Annotated in this window: 23 protein-coding genes; 22 read left to right on the top strand and 1 reads right to left on the bottom strand. The window is 61.7% G+C overall.

The features are described 5' to 3' along the window. Positions 1 to 36: 36 nt before the first annotated feature. The 22 genes from mlaD to tatC all read left to right on the top strand — a co-directional run bounded on the left by mlaD (position 37) and on the right by tatC (position 15,808). Entirely contained in the window at positions 37 to 507 is a 471-nt protein-coding gene (mlaD, locus tag AC4BCN_RS00600) for an outer membrane lipid asymmetry maintenance protein MlaD (protein WP_034753810.1), read from the top strand. Continuing rightward, a complete protein-coding gene (locus AC4BCN_RS00595) occupies positions 504 to 1,385 on the top strand; it encodes an MlaA family lipoprotein (RefSeq protein WP_485883669.1) in 882 nt (293 codons plus the stop codon). Before mlaD ends, AC4BCN_RS00595 begins: the two co-directional genes overlap by 4 nt. A gap of 71 nt (positions 1,386 to 1,456) precedes the next feature. After that, on the top strand, positions 1,457 to 2,092 hold the full coding sequence (locus tag AC4BCN_RS00590; RefSeq protein WP_128140606.1) for an MlaC/ttg2D family ABC transporter substrate-binding protein: 636 nt from the start codon (positions 1,457 to 1,459) through the stop codon (positions 2,090 to 2,092). Between the two features lie 52 nt (positions 2,093 to 2,144). Next, positions 2,145 to 2,492: an STAS domain-containing protein gene (locus AC4BCN_RS00585; RefSeq protein ID WP_034753819.1), complete on the top strand. Its 348-nt coding sequence runs from the start codon at positions 2,145 to 2,147 to the stop codon at positions 2,490 to 2,492. Positions 2,493 to 2,703: 211 nt separating this feature from the next. Next, a complete protein-coding gene (locus AC4BCN_RS00580) occupies positions 2,704 to 3,621 on the top strand; it encodes an ABC transporter ATP-binding protein (RefSeq protein ID WP_072457445.1) in 918 nt (305 codons plus the stop codon). Next, positions 3,618 to 4,379, top strand: a complete 762-nt coding sequence (locus tag AC4BCN_RS00575) for an ABC transporter permease (RefSeq protein WP_490492325.1) — start codon at positions 3,618 to 3,620, stop codon at positions 4,377 to 4,379. The genes AC4BCN_RS00580 and AC4BCN_RS00575 overlap by 4 nt, the downstream gene beginning before the upstream one ends. Before the next feature lie 58 nt (positions 4,380 to 4,437). After that, positions 4,438 to 4,674: a BolA family protein gene (locus AC4BCN_RS00570; protein WP_034753824.1), complete on the top strand. Its 237-nt coding sequence runs from the start codon at positions 4,438 to 4,440 to the stop codon at positions 4,672 to 4,674. A 4-nt stretch (positions 4,675 to 4,678) separates the two neighbouring features. After that, a complete protein-coding gene (gene murA, locus AC4BCN_RS00565) occupies positions 4,679 to 5,929 on the top strand; it encodes a UDP-N-acetylglucosamine 1-carboxyvinyltransferase (protein ID WP_034753826.1) in 1,251 nt (416 codons plus the stop codon). A 12-nt stretch (positions 5,930 to 5,941) separates the two neighbouring features. Further along, positions 5,942 to 6,610, top strand: a complete 669-nt coding sequence (gene hisG, locus AC4BCN_RS00560) for an ATP phosphoribosyltransferase (RefSeq protein ID WP_070219646.1) — start codon at positions 5,942 to 5,944, stop codon at positions 6,608 to 6,610. A 26-nt stretch (positions 6,611 to 6,636) separates the two neighbouring features. Further along, positions 6,637 to 7,962 (top strand): histidinol dehydrogenase, encoded by a 1,326-nt coding sequence (gene hisD / locus AC4BCN_RS00555; protein WP_139092028.1) that lies wholly within the window; start codon positions 6,637 to 6,639, stop codon positions 7,960 to 7,962. Then, positions 7,959 to 8,891 (top strand): DNA-methyltransferase, encoded by a 933-nt coding sequence (locus AC4BCN_RS00550; RefSeq protein WP_490492324.1) that lies wholly within the window; start codon positions 7,959 to 7,961, stop codon positions 8,889 to 8,891. The genes hisD and AC4BCN_RS00550 overlap by 4 nt, the downstream gene beginning before the upstream one ends. 22 nt (positions 8,892 to 8,913) lie before the next feature. Continuing rightward, positions 8,914 to 10,008, top strand: a complete 1,095-nt coding sequence (gene hisC / locus AC4BCN_RS00545) for a histidinol-phosphate transaminase (protein WP_490492323.1) — start codon at positions 8,914 to 8,916, stop codon at positions 10,006 to 10,008. Positions 10,009 to 10,027: 19 nt separating this feature from the next. Further along, a complete protein-coding gene (hisB, locus tag AC4BCN_RS00540; RefSeq protein WP_456148030.1) occupies positions 10,028 to 10,618 on the top strand; it encodes an imidazoleglycerol-phosphate dehydratase HisB in 591 nt (196 codons plus the stop codon). A gap of 35 nt (positions 10,619 to 10,653) precedes the next feature. Further along, positions 10,654 to 11,292, top strand: coding sequence for an imidazole glycerol phosphate synthase subunit HisH (gene hisH, locus AC4BCN_RS00535; protein ID WP_490492322.1), 639 nt, complete (start codon positions 10,654 to 10,656; stop codon positions 11,290 to 11,292). Positions 11,293 to 11,347: 55 nt separating this feature from the next. After that, positions 11,348 to 12,121, top strand: a complete 774-nt coding sequence (gene hisA, locus AC4BCN_RS00530) for a 1-(5-phosphoribosyl)-5-[(5-phosphoribosylamino)methylideneamino]imidazole-4-carboxamide isomerase (RefSeq protein WP_034753842.1) — start codon at positions 11,348 to 11,350, stop codon at positions 12,119 to 12,121. A 61-nt stretch (positions 12,122 to 12,182) separates the two neighbouring features. Then, positions 12,183 to 12,944 carry an imidazole glycerol phosphate synthase subunit HisF gene (gene hisF, locus AC4BCN_RS00525; RefSeq protein ID WP_034753845.1) on the top strand — a complete coding sequence of 254 codons (762 nt, stop codon included), beginning with the start codon at positions 12,183 to 12,185 and terminating at the stop codon, positions 12,942 to 12,944. 20 nt (positions 12,945 to 12,964) lie between these two features. Then, entirely contained in the window at positions 12,965 to 13,402 is a 438-nt protein-coding gene (gene hisI / locus AC4BCN_RS00520; RefSeq protein ID WP_034753847.1) for a phosphoribosyl-AMP cyclohydrolase, read from the top strand. Then, positions 13,399 to 13,770: a phosphoribosyl-ATP diphosphatase gene (locus AC4BCN_RS00515; protein ID WP_034753849.1), complete on the top strand. Its 372-nt coding sequence runs from the start codon at positions 13,399 to 13,401 to the stop codon at positions 13,768 to 13,770. The genes hisI and AC4BCN_RS00515 overlap by 4 nt, the downstream gene beginning before the upstream one ends. A 15-nt stretch (positions 13,771 to 13,785) precedes the next feature. Further along, positions 13,786 to 14,157 (top strand): histidine triad nucleotide-binding protein, encoded by a 372-nt coding sequence (locus AC4BCN_RS00510; protein WP_128140603.1) that lies wholly within the window; start codon positions 13,786 to 13,788, stop codon positions 14,155 to 14,157. Between the two features lie 80 nt (positions 14,158 to 14,237). Then, positions 14,238 to 14,474: a Sec-independent protein translocase subunit TatA gene (tatA, locus tag AC4BCN_RS00505; RefSeq protein ID WP_034753854.1), complete on the top strand. Its 237-nt coding sequence runs from the start codon at positions 14,238 to 14,240 to the stop codon at positions 14,472 to 14,474. A gap of 48 nt (positions 14,475 to 14,522) precedes the next feature. Further along, a complete protein-coding gene (tatB, locus tag AC4BCN_RS00500) occupies positions 14,523 to 15,056 on the top strand; it encodes a Sec-independent protein translocase protein TatB (RefSeq protein ID WP_490492321.1) in 534 nt (177 codons plus the stop codon). Next, positions 15,053 to 15,808 (top strand): twin-arginine translocase subunit TatC, encoded by a 756-nt coding sequence (gene tatC / locus AC4BCN_RS00495; protein WP_070303738.1) that lies wholly within the window; start codon positions 15,053 to 15,055, stop codon positions 15,806 to 15,808. Before tatB ends, tatC begins: the two co-directional genes overlap by 4 nt. Before the next feature lie 84 nt (positions 15,809 to 15,892). On the opposite strand, the gene AC4BCN_RS00490 is transcribed toward tatC, so the two are convergent. After that, positions 15,893 to 16,360, bottom strand: a complete 468-nt coding sequence (locus AC4BCN_RS00490; protein ID WP_490492320.1) for a hypothetical protein — start codon at positions 16,358 to 16,360, stop codon at positions 15,893 to 15,895. Positions 16,361 to 16,368 lie beyond the last annotated feature (8 nt).

Genomic DNA, 16,368 nt, shown 5'->3' with positions numbered 1-16,368 from the left:
CAGGTGGCGGCAAGTAAAAATTATTTAGGATTGTTTATGCAACGTAAATCTTTGGATGTCTGGGTCGGCTTGTTCGTCTTGCTCGGTGTGGCGGCATTGATGTTTCTGGCGCTCAAGGCCGGCAATATGAGCTCGCTGTCTTTCAGCAAGACGTATACCATTAGTGCGAAGTTCGACAATATTGGCGGCCTCAAGCCGCAGGCGCCCGTCAAGGGCGCTGGCGTGGTGGTGGGCCGGGTCTCGGAAATCGTCTTTGACGACAAGACCTATCAGGCGCTGGTGAAACTCGACATCGAAGATGGCTACAAATTTCCGAAAGACAGCTCGGCCAAGATTTTGACGGCCGGTTTGCTGGGTGAGCAATATATCGGCCTGGAAGCAGGCGGCGATTTGGCCAACCTGGCAGAGGGCGACAAGATCGCCCGTACTCAATCGGCCACAGTGCTGGAAGACCTGATCAATCAGTTCATCTACAGCAAGGCAGCGGAAGGAAAGGACAGCAAATGAGCGAGTCGAACAAGCAATCCCAAGGCAGTCTGGTACGTATCGGCCTGGCCATGGCCATCGCCGCCAGCGTGAGCGCTTGCGCCACCGGCACCAATCCGCGCGACCCGCTGGAAGGGTATAACCGCGCGATGTTCAAGTTCAACGACACCGTCGACCAGGTGGCCTTGAAGCCGGTCGCCACGGCCTACAAGAAGGTCACGCCATCGTTCGTGCAAACAGGCGTGGGCAACTTCTTCGGCAACTTGTCCGATGTGTGGAGCGCCATGAACAACTTGCTGCAAGGCAAGGGCGAAGCGGGCTTGCAAGATGTCGTGCGCGTCAGCATGAACTCGACTTTCGGTATCTTCGGCCTGATCGACATCGCCTCGCAGGCCGGCATTCCCAAGCATAACGAAGACTTTGGCCAGACCCTGGGCTGGTATGGCGTCCAGTCCGGTCCGTACGTGATGCTGCCGCTGCTGGGTCCATCGACCGTGCGCGACACGGCGGCCCTGCCGCTCGATATCGCGGGCGACCCATGGCGCTACAAGGATCCGGCGTATGTGCGCAATATCGGCACGGTGACGCGCGTGGTTGACAAGCGCGCCGCGCTGCTCGACGCGACGAACCTGATGGAAGCGGCTGCACTGGACCGTTATGAGTTCATCCGCGACGGCTTCCTGCAGGCGCGCGAAAGCAAGGTGTTCGATGGCGATACGGACCGCCGCGACCGCAAAGTGCCAAAAAACGACACCAGCGATTACGAGCCGGAGTACGAGGCAAAACCGCAGCCTGCCAATGACGCGCCTGCGGCCACGGCCGCCGCCGATGTGGCACCGGCGGACCTCGTAACATCTGGTAGCAATACCGTTGCTTCCCAGGCCAGGCCGCAGGAGTAAACTGGACGCAAGAACACCACGGCTGCGATCAACGCCAGCCGGTGCATAGCAACACCATGAAAGGTAAAACCATGAAATTGATGAAACAACTGCTGGCGATGGCTACCATCGCCTTTGCCACCGCCGCTCAGGCCGCCCCTGCTGTCGAAGCACCGGATGTCCTCGTCAAACGCATCAGCCAGGACGTGATCGACACGGCCAAGGCCGACAAGGCCATCCAGGCTGGCGATATCAAGCGCGTCACCGAATTGGTGGAAAGCAAGATCCTGCCGTACGTGGATTTCCAGCGCATGACGTCGCTGGCCGCCGGCCGCCACTGGCGCGACGCCACGCCCGACCAGCAAAAGCAGCTGGCCGCGGAATTCCGCACCTTGCTGATCTACACGTACTCGGGCGCCCTGTCGCAGATCAAGAACGAAACCGTGGAATTCAAGCCGCTGCGCGCCGACCCGGCCGACACGGAAGTGGAAGTGCGTTCGCAAGTGAACGTGGCGCGCGGCGAACCCGTGCCCCTGAACTACCGCGTGGCGAAAACCCCGTCCGGCTGGAAGATCTATGACATCAACGTGCTGGGCGCGTGGCTGGTGGAAACGTACAAAAGCAGCTTCGCCAGCGAGATCAGCAAGGGCGGCATCGATGGCCTGATCAAGACCCTGGCCGCGAAAAACAAGGCCCTGGCCAGCCGTCCCGCTGCCAAAGCCAAATAATCGGCTATCATATAGCTCCTGACCCAGCTCCAGACCAGCGCAGCCCGACGCCATGCCCGACTCTCTCGACACCTTGCAGTCCCTGACTTCCCTGACCGTGCACAATGCCACTTCGGCATTGGAGCAGGGTCTGGACGCCATCCGCTCGGGTCAGACGAAGTTCGACTTGCGCAACGTCAAGGCTGTCGATTCGGCCGCCGTTTCCGTCATGCTGACGTGGCAGCGCGCCGCGCAGGATGCCGGCGCCGTGCTGGAGCTGAAAAACCTGCCGAACAACCTGAAAAACCTCACCAAGCTGTATGGCGTCTGCTCGCTCGTCTCGAGCACGCTGACGGCCGACGACTGCGCCAGCGCCGGCGGCCACGCCGAACGCAGCCCGTCCGATCTGCATCATCATTGATCCTGTCCCACTCCCCGCATCAGCAGTAGCTTTCAAGCCGGCAGGCCAGCAGCGCCGCCGGATTGATCTCCAAGTGTTCCACGAATTTTCCAACTATAATTGACTGTTGCGCCGTCCTCGCCTGAAGGTGGCGCCCTGCACCGGCCTGCCGGCCTCGATGTCTCCGGCAACTGGCGCATCACACCAGACGCATTACACTTGAAACAAGCACATGACCGCAATTCAAATAACGAATGTAGAAAAGAGCTATAAATCGCTCAAGGCGCTGGGCGGCGTGTCGCTGGCCATCGAAGAAGGCGAGTTTTTCGGCCTGCTTGGTCCCAACGGCGCCGGCAAGACCACCCTCATTTCCATCATCGCCGGCCTGATACGCCCCGACGCGGGCACCGTCAAGATCCATGGCCACGACGTGGTCAAGGACTTCCGCAACGCGCGCCGCAACCTGGGCGTGGTGCCGCAGGAACTGGTGTTCGACCCGTTTTTCACCGTGCGCGAAACCCTGCGCCTGCAGTCCGGCTATTTCGGCCTGCCGAACAACGACAAGTGGATCGACGAGGTCATGGAAAACCTCGACCTCACCGGCAAGGCCGACACCAACATGCGCGCGCTGTCCGGCGGCATGAAGCGCCGCGTGCTCGTGGCGCAGGCGCTGGTGCACAAGCCGCCCGTCATCGTGCTCGATGAGCCGACTGCCGGCGTCGACGTGGAACTGCGCCAGACCCTGTGGAAGTTCATCTCGCGCCTGAACCGCGAAGGCGGCCACACGGTTGTCTTGACCACCCATTACCTGGAAGAGGCGCAAGCCATGTGCCAGCGCGTGGCCATGCTGAAGACGGGCAAGGTGGTGGCGCTCGACACCATGTCGGCACTGATCCGCCGCATCGCGGGCTCGCAACTGCAGGTGCACCTGAAAAACGGCAGCCTGCCGGACGACCTGCGGCACCTGGTGCTGCATGCGGAAGAACAGCAGGCGCCGAACAAGTTCAGCCTGCGCGTCAACGAATACAGCGAAGTCGAAAAAATCCTCGCCCGCCTGCGCGAAGCGGGTGCCGAGATCGATGAAATGCAATTGCAACAAGCCGACCTGGAAGATATCTTCTTGCAGATCATGGATAAAGGTACCGTATGATTTCGACAGGATTTCGCACCCTCGTCTACAAAGAGACGCTGCGCTTCTGGAAAGTGGCGACGCAAACCGTGGCCGCGCCCGTGCTCACGTCGATGCTGTACCTGCTGGTATTCGGCCATGTGCTCGACGGCCGCGTGGAGCCGAGCCCCGGCGTCAGCTACACGGCCTTTCTGATTCCCGGCCTGGTGATGATGAGCGTGCTGCAAAACGCGTTTGCCAATTCCTCGTCCTCGCTGATCCAGTCCAAGATCACGGGCAACCTGGTGTTCGTGCTGCTCACGCCCTTGTCGCACTGGGAAATCTTCTCGGCGTATGTACTCGCTTCCGTCGCGCGCGGCCTGGCCGTGGGCTTTGGCGTGTTCGCCATCACCTGCTGGTTCGCCGACCTGTCGTTTGTCGCGCCGCTGTGGATCGTCGTCTTCGCCTTCCTCGGCGCCGCCATGCTGGGCACCATGGGCCTGATCGCCGGCATCTGGGCCGAAAAATTCGACCAGCTGGCCGCCTTTCAGAACTTCCTGATCATGCCGGCCACCTTTTTGTCGGGCGTGTTCTATTCGATCCACTCGCTCCCCGCCTTCTGGCAGACGGTATCGCATTTGAACCCCTTCTTCTACATGATCGACGGCTTCCGCTACGGCTTCTTCGGTACGTCTGACGTCAGCCCGTGGCTCAGTCTTTCCATCGTCGCCGGCTTCCTCGTGATCCTGGCGCTGGCGTCGATCCGCCTGCTGAAAAGCGGCTACAGATTGCGACACTAATTGCGCCGTTGATTGCGGCATATCACATCATTACATTATTCAATATCAAGGACTTATCGTGACCACCACTCCAGAACTGATCCACGGCTATCTGTCGGCCGGCCTCGAATGCACGCACCTCGAAGTGGAGGGCGATGGCCAGCACTTCCAGGCCGTGATCGTCTCGCCCGCGTTTGCCGGCAAGCGTCTGATCCAGCGCCACCAGATCGTCTACGCGGCGCTGGGCGACCGCATGCGCGAAGAAATCCACGCGCTGTCGATGAAAACCCTGACACCTGAAGAATTCCAAGGATAAGCACATGGACAAGCTCCTCATCAACGGCGGCAACCGCCTGAACGGCGACATCGCCATCTCCGGCGCGAAAAACGCCGCCCTGCCCATCCTGTGCGCCGGCCTGCTGACCGCAGGCGACCTGGATCTGACCAACGTGCCGCATCTGCACGACGTGGCCACGATGCTGAAACTGCTGGGCCAGACGGGCCTGAAAGTGCGGCAGGACGGCGACCGCGTCGTGCTCAACGGCAGCGCCATCGACACCCTGGAAGCGCCGTATGAACTGGTGAAAACCATGCGCGCCTCGATCCTCGTGCTGGGCCCCATGCTGGCGCGCTTCGGCGAAGCCAAGGTCTCGCTGCCGGGCGGCTGCGCCATCGGTTCGCGCCCCGTCGACCAGCACATCAAGGGGCTGGAGGCGCTGGGCGCCGAGATCCGCATCGAAGCGGGCTACATCTACGCCAAGTGCGCCAAGCTGAAAGGCGCGCGCATCGTCACCGACATGATCACCGTCACCGGCACCGAGAATTTGCTGATGGCCGCGACCCTGGCCGAAGGCGAGACCATCCTGGAAAACGCCGCCTGTGAACCGGAAGTGACGGACCTGGCCCACCTGCTGGTGGCCATGGGCGCGAAGATCGACGGCATCGGCACCAGCCGCCTGGTGATCCAGGGCGTGGACGCCCTGCACGGCGCCTCGCACGCGGTGATCGCCGACCGTATCGAAACGGGCACCTTCCTGTGCGCCGTGGCGGCCACCGGCGGCGATATCACCCTGCGCAACGTGCGCACCGACATTCTCGACTCTGCCCTCGACAAGCTGCGCGCCATGGGCCTGACGATGACCTTCGGCGCCGACTGGATCCGCGCCGAGATGTCGGCCCGCCCGAACCCCGTCAGCTTCCGCACGACGGAATACCCGGGCTTCCCGACCGACATGCAGGCGCAGTTCATGGCCGTCAACACGATTGCGAATGGCGCCAGCCGCGTCACCGAGACGATCTTCGAGAACCGCTTCATGCACGTGCAGGAAATGAACCGCCTGGGCGCCGACATCACCATCGAGGGCAACACGGCCATCATCGCCGGCGTCAAGCAGCTGCGCGGCGCGCCCGTGATGGCGACCGACCTGCGCGCTTCGGCGTCGCTGGTGATCGCGGCCCTGGCCGCCGATGGCGAAACGCTGATCGACCGCATCTATCACCTCGACCGCGGCTACGACCGCATGGAAGTGAAGCTGTCGGCCGTCGGCGCGAATATCGTACGCATCAAATAACAAGGAACGAGCATGAACGGATCGAACAACGGTGACAGCTCCCAGCTGATTCTGGCGCTGTCGAAAGGCCGCATTTTTGAGGACACCATGCCGCTGCTGGAAGCGGCCGGCATCAAGGTGCTGGAAAACCCGGAGACCTCGCGCAAGCTGATTTTGGCCACCAACGATCCGAACGTGCGCGTCATCATCGTGCGCGCCAGCGACGTGCCGACCTACGTGCAGTACGGCGCGGCCGACTTCGGCGTGGCGGGCAAGGATGTCCTGCTCGAACACGGCGGTGAAGGCCTGTACCAGCCGATCGACCTGAATATCGCTTCGTGCCGCATGTCGGTGGCGGTGCAGGCCGGTTTTGACTACGAAAAGGCCGTGCACCAGGGCGCGCGATTGCGCGTGGCCACCAAGTTCGTGCACACGGCGCGCGAGCACTTCGCCGCCAAGGGCGTGCACGTCGACCTGATCAAGCTGTATGGCTCGATGGAGCTGGCGCCTTTGGTCGGCCTGTCCGACGCCATCGTCGATCTGGTCAGCACGGGCAGCACCCTGCGCGCGAACAACCTCGTCGAGGTCGAGCACATCATGGAAATTTCGTCGCGCCTGGTGGTCAACCAGGCCGCGCTCAAGCTCAAGCGCGAGCGCTTGCAGCCGATTATCGAGGCGTTTGAACGCGCTTCGCAAGCCTAGACACCTTCAGTAGCAGAAAGCCGATTATGCCGATACAGATACGCAAGCTCGATTCAAGCCAGGATGGTTTCCAACAATCGCTCGACACCTTGCTGGCGTTCGAGGCGGGCACCGATGCAGCGATTGAAACGTCGGTCGCAAAAATCCTGGCCGACGTGAAAACGCGCGGCGATGCCGCCGTACTGGAATACACGAACCGTTTCGACCGCATCCCGCATGGCGGCGCGGCGGAAATGGCGGCCTTCGATATTTCGCAAGCCGAATTGCAGGCGGCCTTGAACGGCTTGCCATCGGCCCAGCGCGAGGCGCTGCAGATTGCCGCCCAGCGCATCCGCGCCTTCCACGAACGCCAGCGCGAGGAATTGCGCGGCTTCACCTACACCGAGCCCGATGGCACGGTGCTGGGGCAGAAGATCACGCCGCTGGACCGGGTCGGCATCTACGTCCCGGGCGGCAAGGCCGCGTATCCGTCGTCCGTGCTGATGAACGCCATTCCCGCGCACGTGGCGGGCGTGGGCGAAATCATCATGGTGGTGCCGACACCCGATGGCGTGAAAAACCAGATGGTACTGGCCGCCGCCGCGATCGCGGGCGTGACGCGCGTGATCACGATCGGCGGCGCGCAAGCTGTCGGCGCGCTGGCGTATGGAACACAGAGCATCACCGCCGTGGATAAAATCGTCGGTCCCGGCAACGCCTACGTGGCCGCCGCGAAGCGCCGCGTGTTCGGCATCGTCGGCATCGACATGATCGCGGGGCCTTCCGAAATCCTCGTGCTGTGCGATGGCACGACGGACCCGGATTGGGTGGCCATGGACCTGTTTTCGCAGGCCGAGCACGACGAATTGGCGCAGGCGATTCTGCTGTGCCCGGACGCGGACTACATCGCGAAAGTGGAAGAGAGCATCGCCAAGCTGCTGCCGACGATGCCGCGCCAGGCCACCATCAGCACCTCGCTGGCCGACCGCGGCGCGCTGATCAAGGTGCGCAGCATGGAAGAGGCGTGCGAGATCGCCAATGCCATCGCGGCCGAGCACCTGGAAATCTCGGCGGAAAACCCGCAGCAGTGGGCCGAGCAGATCCGCCACGCGGGCGCCATGTTCCTTGGCCGCTTCTCGTCCGAATCGCTGGGCGACTATTGCTGCGGTCCCAATCACGTGCTGCCGACGTCGCGCACGGCGCGCTTTTCGTCGCCGCTGGGCGTGTACGACTTCCAGAAGCGCTCGTCCATCATTCACGTCAGTGAAGCGGGCGCGCAAACCCTGGGCCGTGTCGCCGCCACGCTGGCGTACGGCGAAGGCTTGCAGGCGCACGCGCGCAGCGCCGAACTGCGCCTGAAGCAGCAGCCATGACGAAGCTGGCGGAGCAGCCGGACTGGGTCAACCGGGTCTATTGCGAAGATGCGCTGGCGGGGCTGGCGCGCATTCCCGATGGCTCGGTGGACCTGATCCTGACGGATCCGCCGTACAACCTGGGCAAAGATTACGGCAATGCCTCGGACCAGCAGTCGGTGGCCGACTACCTGCGCTGGACGGAACAGTGGATCGATGCGGCGCTGCCCAAGCTGAAAGCCAACGGCAGCCTGTATATCTTTCTCACCTGGCGCTATTCGCCGGAAATCTTCGTCATGCTGAAGCAGCGCATGGCGATGATGAATGAAATCATCTGGGACCGCCGCGTGCCGTCCATGGGCGGCAGCGTGCGCAGCTTTTCATCGGTGCACGACACCATCGGCTTCTTCGTCAAGCGCAAGGATTACTACTTCGACCTTGACGCGGTGCGCATCGCCTACGACGCGGCCACCAAGAAAGCCCGTTCGCGCTCGATCTTCATCGGCGCCAAATGGCTGGAAGTGGGCTACAACCCGAAAGACTTGTGGAGCGTGTCGCGCCTGCACAAGGAACACCCGGAACGGGCCGACCACCCGACGCAAAAGCCGCTCGAAATCATCGAGCGCATGGTCAAGGCGTCGTGCCCGCCCGGCGGCGTGGTGCTCGACCTGTTCATGGGCAGCGGCACCACGGCCCTGGCGGCCAAGCGCTGCGGGCGCGATTTCGTCGGCTTCGAATTGAATCCCGACTATTGCGCCATCATCGAACAGCGATTGGCGGCGCTGATGCAGGAGCTGGCAGCACCGCCCGCGACCAAGCCCGCCAAGGCGGCAGCGAAGAAACCGGCGGCTGCCAGGAAGCCGGCCGCCGTGAAGAAACCGCCCGCCGTGAAAAAAGCGCCGGCCCGCAAGGCGCGTAGCGCCGCCGTGCCGGAAGACGTCTCAATTTAATTTCATCAGGAGTGTTTGCAGCATGTCTTTCCTCGATCAGTTAATCAGCAACACCGTGCGCGCCGATGTGCGGGCCGTCAAAAGCTACCAGGTAGCCGATGCCAGCGGTTACATCAAACTCGATGCGATGGAAAACCCGTATCCGCTGCCGCCGCATCTGCGCGAGGAACTGGGCGCGCGCCTGGCCGGCGTGGCGCTGAACCGCTATCCGCCGTCGTATGCCAGCCTGCAGGCGGCCATCTGCGCCAAACTGGGCGTGCCCGCCGGCCACGACGTCATGCTGGGCAACGGCTCCGATGAACTGATTTCCATCCTGGCCATGGCGTGCGCGCATCAGGAGCCGGGCAAGCGCGCCGTGCTGCTGGCGCCCGTTCCCGCCTTCGTCATGTATGCACGCTCGGCACAGTTTGCCGGCATGGATTTCGTCGGCGTGCCTTTGCAGGCCGACTTCAGCCTGGACATGCCGGCCATGCTGGCGGCCATCGAAGAGCACCGCCCGGCGCTGGTCTTCCTCGCTTACCCGAACAACCCGACGGGCAACCTGTTTGCCAGCGCCGACATCGAACGCATCCTCGCCGCGCTCGGCGACACGGGCATCGCCGTCGTCGACGAAGCCTACGAGCCGTTCGCGCAGCACAGCTTCATGGGCCGTTTGCCCGAGTTCGAGAACCTGGTGGTGATGCGCACCGTGTCGAAACTGGGCCTGGCAGGCATTCGCCTCGGCTACATGTCGGCCGCGCCGGCCCTGCTGGCGCAATTCGAGAAAGTGCGCCCGCCTTACAATGTGAACGTGCTGACGCAGGCGGCGGCCGAATTCGCGCTCGATCACCTCGATGTGTTGAATGCCCAGGCGGCCTTGCTCAACAGCGCGCGCGACGCGCTGGCGCAGCGCCTGGCGCAGCTGCCCGGCGTGACGGTATTCCCCTCGAAGGCAAATTTTCTTCTGATTCGTGTGGCTGATTCCGACGATGTTTGCGCAAAACTGCTTGCCCGCCGGGTTTTAATTAAAAATATGAGTAAAATGCATGCTGCGCTGGCCAATTGCCTGCGCATCAGCGTCAGCACCCCGGAAGAGAATTCCCTTTTTTACGATGCCTTCAAGGCATCCCTCGTTTAGCCTACCGCCAGAGCCTCCCATGAACCGCACCGCAGAAATCACGCGCAACACCAATGAGACGCAAGTTCGCGTCTCCCTCAACCTCGACGGCACAGGCCAGCAAAAGCTGAACACTGGCGTGCCCTTCCTCGACCATATGCTGGACCAGATCGCCCGCCACGGCTTGATCGACCTCGATATCGAAGCGACGGGCGACGTGCATATCGACAACCACCATACGGTGGAAGACGTGGGCATCACTCTGGGCATGGCTGTGGCCAAGGCCATCGGCGACAAGAAGGGCATCCGCCGCTACGGCCATGCGTATGTGCCGCTGGACGAGGCGCTGTCGCGCGTGGTGCTCGATTTCTCGGGCCGCCCTGGCATCGAATACCACATCCCGTTTACGCGCGCCATGATCGCCGGCTTTGACGTCGACCTGACCCTGGAATTTTTCCGCGGCTTCGTCAACCATGCGGGCGTGACCTTGCATATCGACAACCTGCGCGGCACGAATGCCCACCATCAATGCGAAACCGTGTTCAAGGCCTTTGGCCGCGCGCTGCGCATGGCTGCCGAGCTCGACGAGCGCGCGGCCGGCATCATTCCATCGACCAAGGGCAGCCTGTAAGCGCCCGCGAACCACTGTAGATTCCGAGATCAAACATGAATAAAATTGTGGTGGTGGATTACGGCATGGGCAATTTGCGCTCGGTGGCGCAAGCGCTGCGCGCCGTGGCGCCCGAAGCCGACGTGCGCATTTCCGGATTGGCGCAAGACATCGACAGCGCCGACCGCATCGTCTTGCCGGGCCAGGGTGCCATGCCCGACTGCATGCGCAGCCTGCGCGAATCGGGCGTGCTCGAAGCGCTGCTGCGCGCCGCCGACAGCAAGCCCGTGCTGGGCGTGTGCATCGGCGAGCAGATGCTGTTTGACGGCAGCGAAGAGGGCGATGCGGCCGGTCTGGGCTTGTTGCCAGGCAAAGTCGTGCGCTTCCAGCTCGACGGCCAGATGCAGGAAGACGGCTCGCGCTTCAAGGTGCCGCAAATGGGCTGGAACCAAGTGCGGCAAACGGCGTCCCATGTCATGTGGGATGACATCGCCGACAACGCCTATTTTTACTTTGTGCACAGCTATTTTGCTCAACCTCAAGAGGCGTTGCACACGGTGGGCGAGACTGTCTATGGTGCGCCGTTCGCTTGCGCCGTCGCCCGTGATAATATTTTCGCCACACAGTTCCACCCTGAAAAAAGTGCTGCCGCTGGCTTGCAGCTGTACAAGAACTTCGTTCACTGGCAACCTTAACGTTAGCTCTCCGGCTTTTTTTCCGCCCCTCACTCACTTTTAAATCACACTGACCATGCTGCTCATTCCCGCCATCGACCTGAAAGACGGTCACTGCGTACGCCTGAAACAAGGCGATATGGAACTTGCCACCGTATTTTCCGAAGACCCGGCCGACATGGCCCGCCATTGGCTGATGCAAGGCGCGCGCCGGCTGCATCTGGTCGACCTGAACGGTGCCTTTGCCGGCAAGCCGAAGAACGAGGGAGCCGTCAAGGCCATCCTGAAGGCCGTGCAGGATTTCGCCGTGGAAAACGACATCGAGGAAATCCCCGTGCAGCTGGGCGGCGGCATCCGCGACCTCGACACCATCGAGCGCTACCTCGACGCCGGCATCACCTACATCATCATCGGCACGGCGGCCGTGAAAAGCCCCGGCTTCCTGCATGACGCCTGCAGCGCTTTCCCCGGCCACATCATCGTCGGTCTCGATGCCAAGGATGGTAAAGTGGCAACGGATGGCTGGAGCAAGATGTCGGGCCACGAAGTGATCGACCTGGCGAAAAAATTCGAAGCCTACGGCGTCGAATCGATCATCTACACGGACATCGGCCGCGACGGCATGATGGGCGGCATCAATATCGACGCCACCGTCAAGCTGGCGCAAGCCGTCAAGATCCCCGTCATCGCTTCGGGCGGCCTGCACAATATCGGCGACGTGGAAGCGCTGTGCGCGGTCCAGGCCGAAGGCATCGAAGGCGTGATCTGCGGCCGTTCCATCTATGAAGGCACGATCGACCTGGCGCAGGCGCAAGAACGCGCCGACGAACTGACCGACGCCGCCGTTTAAGCCTGCCCGGCCGGGAGCGTGCCTGCGCACGCCCTGGCCTGGCGACAATCTGGATACCATCATGCTTGCAAAACGTATCATCCCCTGCCTCGACGTGACCAATGGCCGCGTCGTCAAAGGCGTCAATTTCACGGAATTGCGCGACGCCGGCGATCCGGTGGAAATCGCCCGCCGCTATGACGAGCAGGGCGCCGATGAAATCACTTTCCTCGACATTACCGCGTCCAGCGACAACCGCGGCCTGATCTTCGACATCATCGAAGCCGTCGCGTCGCAAGTGTTCATTCCGCTGACCGTGGGCGGCGGCGTGCGCGTGGTGGAAGACGTGCGCCGGCTGCTCAACGCGGGCGCCGACAAGGTCAGCATCAACACCTCGGCCGTGACGAATCCCCAGCTCGTGTACGAGGCGTCGCAAAAGCACGGCTCGCAGTGCATCGTCGTCGCCATCGACGCCAAGCAGGTGTCGCCCGGCAAGTGGGAAGTGTTTACCCATGGCGGGCGCACCGCCACGGGCCTGGACGCGTTCGAATGGGCGCGTAAAATGGAAAGCCTGGGCGCTGGCGAGATCTTGCTCACCAGCATGGACCGCGACGGCACCAAAGTCGGCTTCGACCTGGGCCTGACGCGCGGCGTGTCCGACGCCGTCAGCATCCCCGTCATCGCCTCGGGCGGCGTGGGCGGCTTGCAGGACTTGGTCGACGGCATCAAGGTGGGCCGCGCGGACGCCGTGCTGGCCGCCAGCATTTTCCACTATGGCCAGCACACGGTGCAGGAAGCCAAGCGTTTCATGGCGCAGCAGGGCATCCCCATGCGTCTCGCGTAAAATCAGCAGGATAGAAGAACATGCAAAACGGAACCATCGTAGCAAGCAATGCCAAGTGGCTGAAAAAGGTCAAATGGGACGAGCACGGCCTCGTGCCCGTGATCGCGCAGGAAGCGGGCAGCAACGACGTGCTGATGTTCGCCTGGATGAACCGCGATGCGCTGGCGCGCACGGTGGAGCTGGGCGAAGCCGTGTACTGGAGCCGTTCGCGCAAGAAACTGTGGCACAAGGGCGAAGAGTCGGGCCACACGCAAAAGGTGCTGGAAATCCGCCTCGATTGCGATGAAGACGTGGTCTTGCTGAAAATCGAGCAGGCGGGCGGCATCGCCTGCCATACGGGCCGCCATTCGTGCTTCTTCCAGAAATTCGAAGGCGACGAAAAAACGGGCGAATGGCAAGTCACCGATCCCGTCCTGAAAGACCCCGAGACGATTTACGCGGAAAGCAAGAGCAAATGAGTGAAACCCTGAAGCGCCTGGCCGCCGTGATCGAATCGCGCAAGCTGGCCAATGGCGGCGACCCCGCCACGTCGTATGTCGCGCGCCTGTTTGCCAAGGGCGATGATGCGATTTTGAAAAAAATCGGCGAAGAGGCGACGGAAACCGTGATGGCCGCCAAGGATGCGCGCCGCGACAACGACCCGTCGAAGGTCCTGTACGAATGCGCTGACCTGTGGTTCCACTCGCTGGTGATGCTGGCGCAGTTCGATCTGACGCCGCAGCAGGTACTCGACGAGCTGGCGCGCCGCGAAGGCCTGTCCGGCCTGGAAGAAAAGGCGGCGCGCAAGGATGAGCTGCGCGACGCCGGCGAAACAGACAAACACTGACCTACTGGAGCGTGCGTGGATAACTGTATTTTTTGCAAGATTGCTGCAAAACAAATTCCCTCTACCATCGTGTATGAAGACGAGGACTTGCTGGCCTTCAAGGATATCAACCCGGCCGCCCCCGTGCACCTGCTGCTGATCCCGAAGCGCCACGTGGCCAGCCTGTCCGATTGCGACGACAGCCATACGGACATGCTGGGCAAGCTGCTGCGTCTGGCGCCGAAACTTGCTGCCGAGTTCGGTTGCGCCGTCACGTATGACGCCGATGGCGCACCTGCCGGCGGCTTCAAGACCATGATCAACAGCGGCCCGAACGGCGGGCAAGAGGTGTATCACCTGCACATGCACGTGTACGGCGGTCCCCGTCCCTGGCGCGGCCAACACTGATTTCGCTGCGCGCCGGGTTCACGTGTATACTACCGGCATTGGTTGACGCTATTCGGGCACCGTCCCGCAAGGAGAATGTGATGGGTTCATTGAGTATTTGGCACTGGGTGATCGTTCTGGTCATTGTGATGCTGGTCTTCGGCACCAAGAAACTGGGCAATATCGGCGGTGATATCGGCAAGGCCGTCAAAGGCTTCAAGGATGGCGTCAAGGGCGAAGATGACGCCCCGGCAGCCAATACCCCTCCTGCTGCGCCATCGCAAGTGGCCGACAAAAGCACCATCGACGTCGAGACGAAAGAGAAAAGCAAGTCCTGATAGCGTGGCGGGGCGCTTGCCTCGTCCGGTAACGGCCCTTGTCCGCTTATGATCGATCTCGGTCTCTCTAAAATCGCCATCATCGGCGTGGTTGCGTTGATAGTCATCGGCCCTGAAAAGTTGCCGAAAGTGGCGCGCATGGCCGGTACCCTGTATGGCCGCGCGCAACGCTATCTGAACCAGGTGAAATCCGAAGTCTCGCGCGAGATTGAAATGGAAGAGCTGAAAAACCTGCAGAAGGAAGTGCAGGATGCGGCCCATTCCGTCAAGCAAAGCGTGGAGAAATCCATGCATGGCGTGGAAAACTCGATTTCCGGCAACCTGGCCGAGGTGGAAAACGCCTGGCGCGGCGATTCGAGTTCGTATGACGGGCATCACGATCCCCATGAAGCCATGCTGCGCGCCACCAATGAAGACCTGGCCCGCAAGGCGCGCGAATTCCGCCGCAAAAAGCTGGTGCGCAATTCCGCCATCCCTGGCTGGTACAAGCAGCGCCATGGCGGCAAGCTGCACGTGCAGTCGGCGGCCGCCCGTGTGGCGCGCTTCCGTCCGCGCGCCAGTTCCTCCTCCTTTTACTCATGAGTAGCAAATCCCCGGTGGAAGAAACTTTTATCTCGCATCTGGTCGAACTGCGCAACCGCCTGGTCAAGGCGTCGATCGGCATCGCCGTCGTCTGCGCCGTACTGTTCTATTGGCCCGGCCCCTCACAGATCTACGATTTTATCGCGGCGCCGATGATCGCCTCGCTGCCGGCCGGCTCGAAAATGATCGCCACCGGCGTCATTTCGCCGTTCCTGGTGCCGATGAAAGTGACCCTGGTGATCGCCTTCATCGTCGCCTTGCCCTGGGTGCTGTACCAGATGTGGGCGTTTATCGCCCCCGGCCTGTACACGCATGAAAAGCGCCTGATCGCGCCGCTCGTCATTTCGTCTTCCCTGCTGTTCATGTCTGGCGTGGCCTTCTGCTATTTCTTTGTGTTTGGCCGCGTCTTCCACTTCATCAGCGACTTTTCGCCATCGTCGATCGCCGTCACGCCCGATATCGAAAACTACCTCGATTTCGTCATGTCGATGTGCCTGGCCTTTGGCGCCACGTTCGAAGTGCCCGTGGTGGTGGTGATCCTCGTGCGCATGGGCATTGTTTCTATTGCGAAACTCAAGGAAGTGCGTCCCTACATCATCGTCGGCGCCTTCGTGATTGCCGCCATCGTCACGCCGCCGGACGTCGTCAGCCAGTTCTCGCTGGCCATCCCGATGTGCCTGTTGTTCGAGCTGGGCCTGCTGGTAGCGCCCATCTTCGTCAAGGCAACCCAGGCGCCGGAAGAAGTGTCCTAGACGATTGACTACACATACAGGCAAAAGCCGCTGGCCTCCTTCGGGAGCAGCGGCTTTTTTATTGCCAGATCAGTTAGCAGGTGCTTACTGCAGCATCAGTTTGCTGAGGATGCCCAGATTGAGCAAGATCAGGGTGCTCATCATCCAGTACACGTGTTTCATGTCCGCGCCATGGCGCAAGTCCAGGCGTTCCAGGCGGGCGTCGAATTTGTGCTCGGAGTTATCGAATCTGGCATCGAACTTCTGTTCCAACGTATCTATTCTGCTATTKCTCTTCTGTTCCAACGTATCTATTCTGCTATTGAGCCTGACTTCCAGCGCATCGATCTTCAACTCCAGGGCGCCCACCCTGGTATCGACGTTGTGCGACACCAGCTTGATTTCCCCCAGCAGATTGCGCTCCAGCGCCGCCAGTTCGCCATGCACGACGACAGCCGAACCCAGTACGTCGCCCAAGGCCGTCGCATGGGCTTCCGCCTGCTGCGTGGGCACGCCGGCCGAGGCGAGGCGTTTGGCGTAATCGAGGGTGTCGAACTGGATGGGCATATGCATGGACGCTC

Source organism: Janthinobacterium sp. Bl 1, assembly GCF_058215535.1.
The sequence above is the reverse complement of the archived record's forward strand: the minus strand, read 5'-3'. Positions and strand labels throughout refer to the sequence as shown.

Bases quoted from the DNA above. Each gene is read 5' to 3' on its own strand.
- mlaD (WP_034753810.1), top strand. From the start codon at position 37: ATGCAACGTAAATCTTTGGATGTCTGGGTCGGCTTGTTCGTCTTGCTC.
- AC4BCN_RS00595 (WP_485883669.1), top strand. From the start codon at position 504: ATGAGCGAGTCGAACAAGCAATCCCAAGGCAGTCTGGTACGTATCGGC.
- AC4BCN_RS00590 (WP_128140606.1), top strand. From the start codon at position 1,457: ATGAAATTGATGAAACAACTGCTGGCGATGGCTACCATCGCCTTTGCC.
- AC4BCN_RS00585 (WP_034753819.1), top strand. From the start codon at position 2,145: ATGCCCGACTCTCTCGACACCTTGCAGTCCCTGACTTCCCTGACCGTG.
- AC4BCN_RS00580 (WP_072457445.1), top strand. From the start codon at position 2,704: ATGACCGCAATTCAAATAACGAATGTAGAAAAGAGCTATAAATCGCTC.
- AC4BCN_RS00575 (WP_490492325.1), top strand. From the start codon at position 3,618: ATGATTTCGACAGGATTTCGCACCCTCGTCTACAAAGAGACGCTGCGC.
- murA (WP_034753826.1), top strand. From the start codon at position 4,679: ATGGACAAGCTCCTCATCAACGGCGGCAACCGCCTGAACGGCGACATC.
- hisG (WP_070219646.1), top strand. From the start codon at position 5,942: ATGAACGGATCGAACAACGGTGACAGCTCCCAGCTGATTCTGGCGCTG.
- hisD (WP_139092028.1), top strand. From the start codon at position 6,637: ATGCCGATACAGATACGCAAGCTCGATTCAAGCCAGGATGGTTTCCAA.
- AC4BCN_RS00550 (WP_490492324.1), top strand. From the start codon at position 7,959: ATGACGAAGCTGGCGGAGCAGCCGGACTGGGTCAACCGGGTCTATTGC.
- hisC (WP_490492323.1), top strand. From the start codon at position 8,914: ATGTCTTTCCTCGATCAGTTAATCAGCAACACCGTGCGCGCCGATGTG.
- hisB (WP_456148030.1), top strand. From the start codon at position 10,028: ATGAACCGCACCGCAGAAATCACGCGCAACACCAATGAGACGCAAGTT.
- hisH (WP_490492322.1), top strand. From the start codon at position 10,654: ATGAATAAAATTGTGGTGGTGGATTACGGCATGGGCAATTTGCGCTCG.
- hisA (WP_034753842.1), top strand. From the start codon at position 11,348: ATGCTGCTCATTCCCGCCATCGACCTGAAAGACGGTCACTGCGTACGC.
- hisF (WP_034753845.1), top strand. From the start codon at position 12,183: ATGCTTGCAAAACGTATCATCCCCTGCCTCGACGTGACCAATGGCCGC.
- hisI (WP_034753847.1), top strand. From the start codon at position 12,965: ATGCAAAACGGAACCATCGTAGCAAGCAATGCCAAGTGGCTGAAAAAG.
- AC4BCN_RS00515 (WP_034753849.1), top strand. From the start codon at position 13,399: ATGAGTGAAACCCTGAAGCGCCTGGCCGCCGTGATCGAATCGCGCAAG.
- tatA (WP_034753854.1), top strand. From the start codon at position 14,238: ATGGGTTCATTGAGTATTTGGCACTGGGTGATCGTTCTGGTCATTGTG.
- tatB (WP_490492321.1), top strand. From the start codon at position 14,523: ATGATCGATCTCGGTCTCTCTAAAATCGCCATCATCGGCGTGGTTGCG.
- tatC (WP_070303738.1), top strand. From the start codon at position 15,053: ATGAGTAGCAAATCCCCGGTGGAAGAAACTTTTATCTCGCATCTGGTC.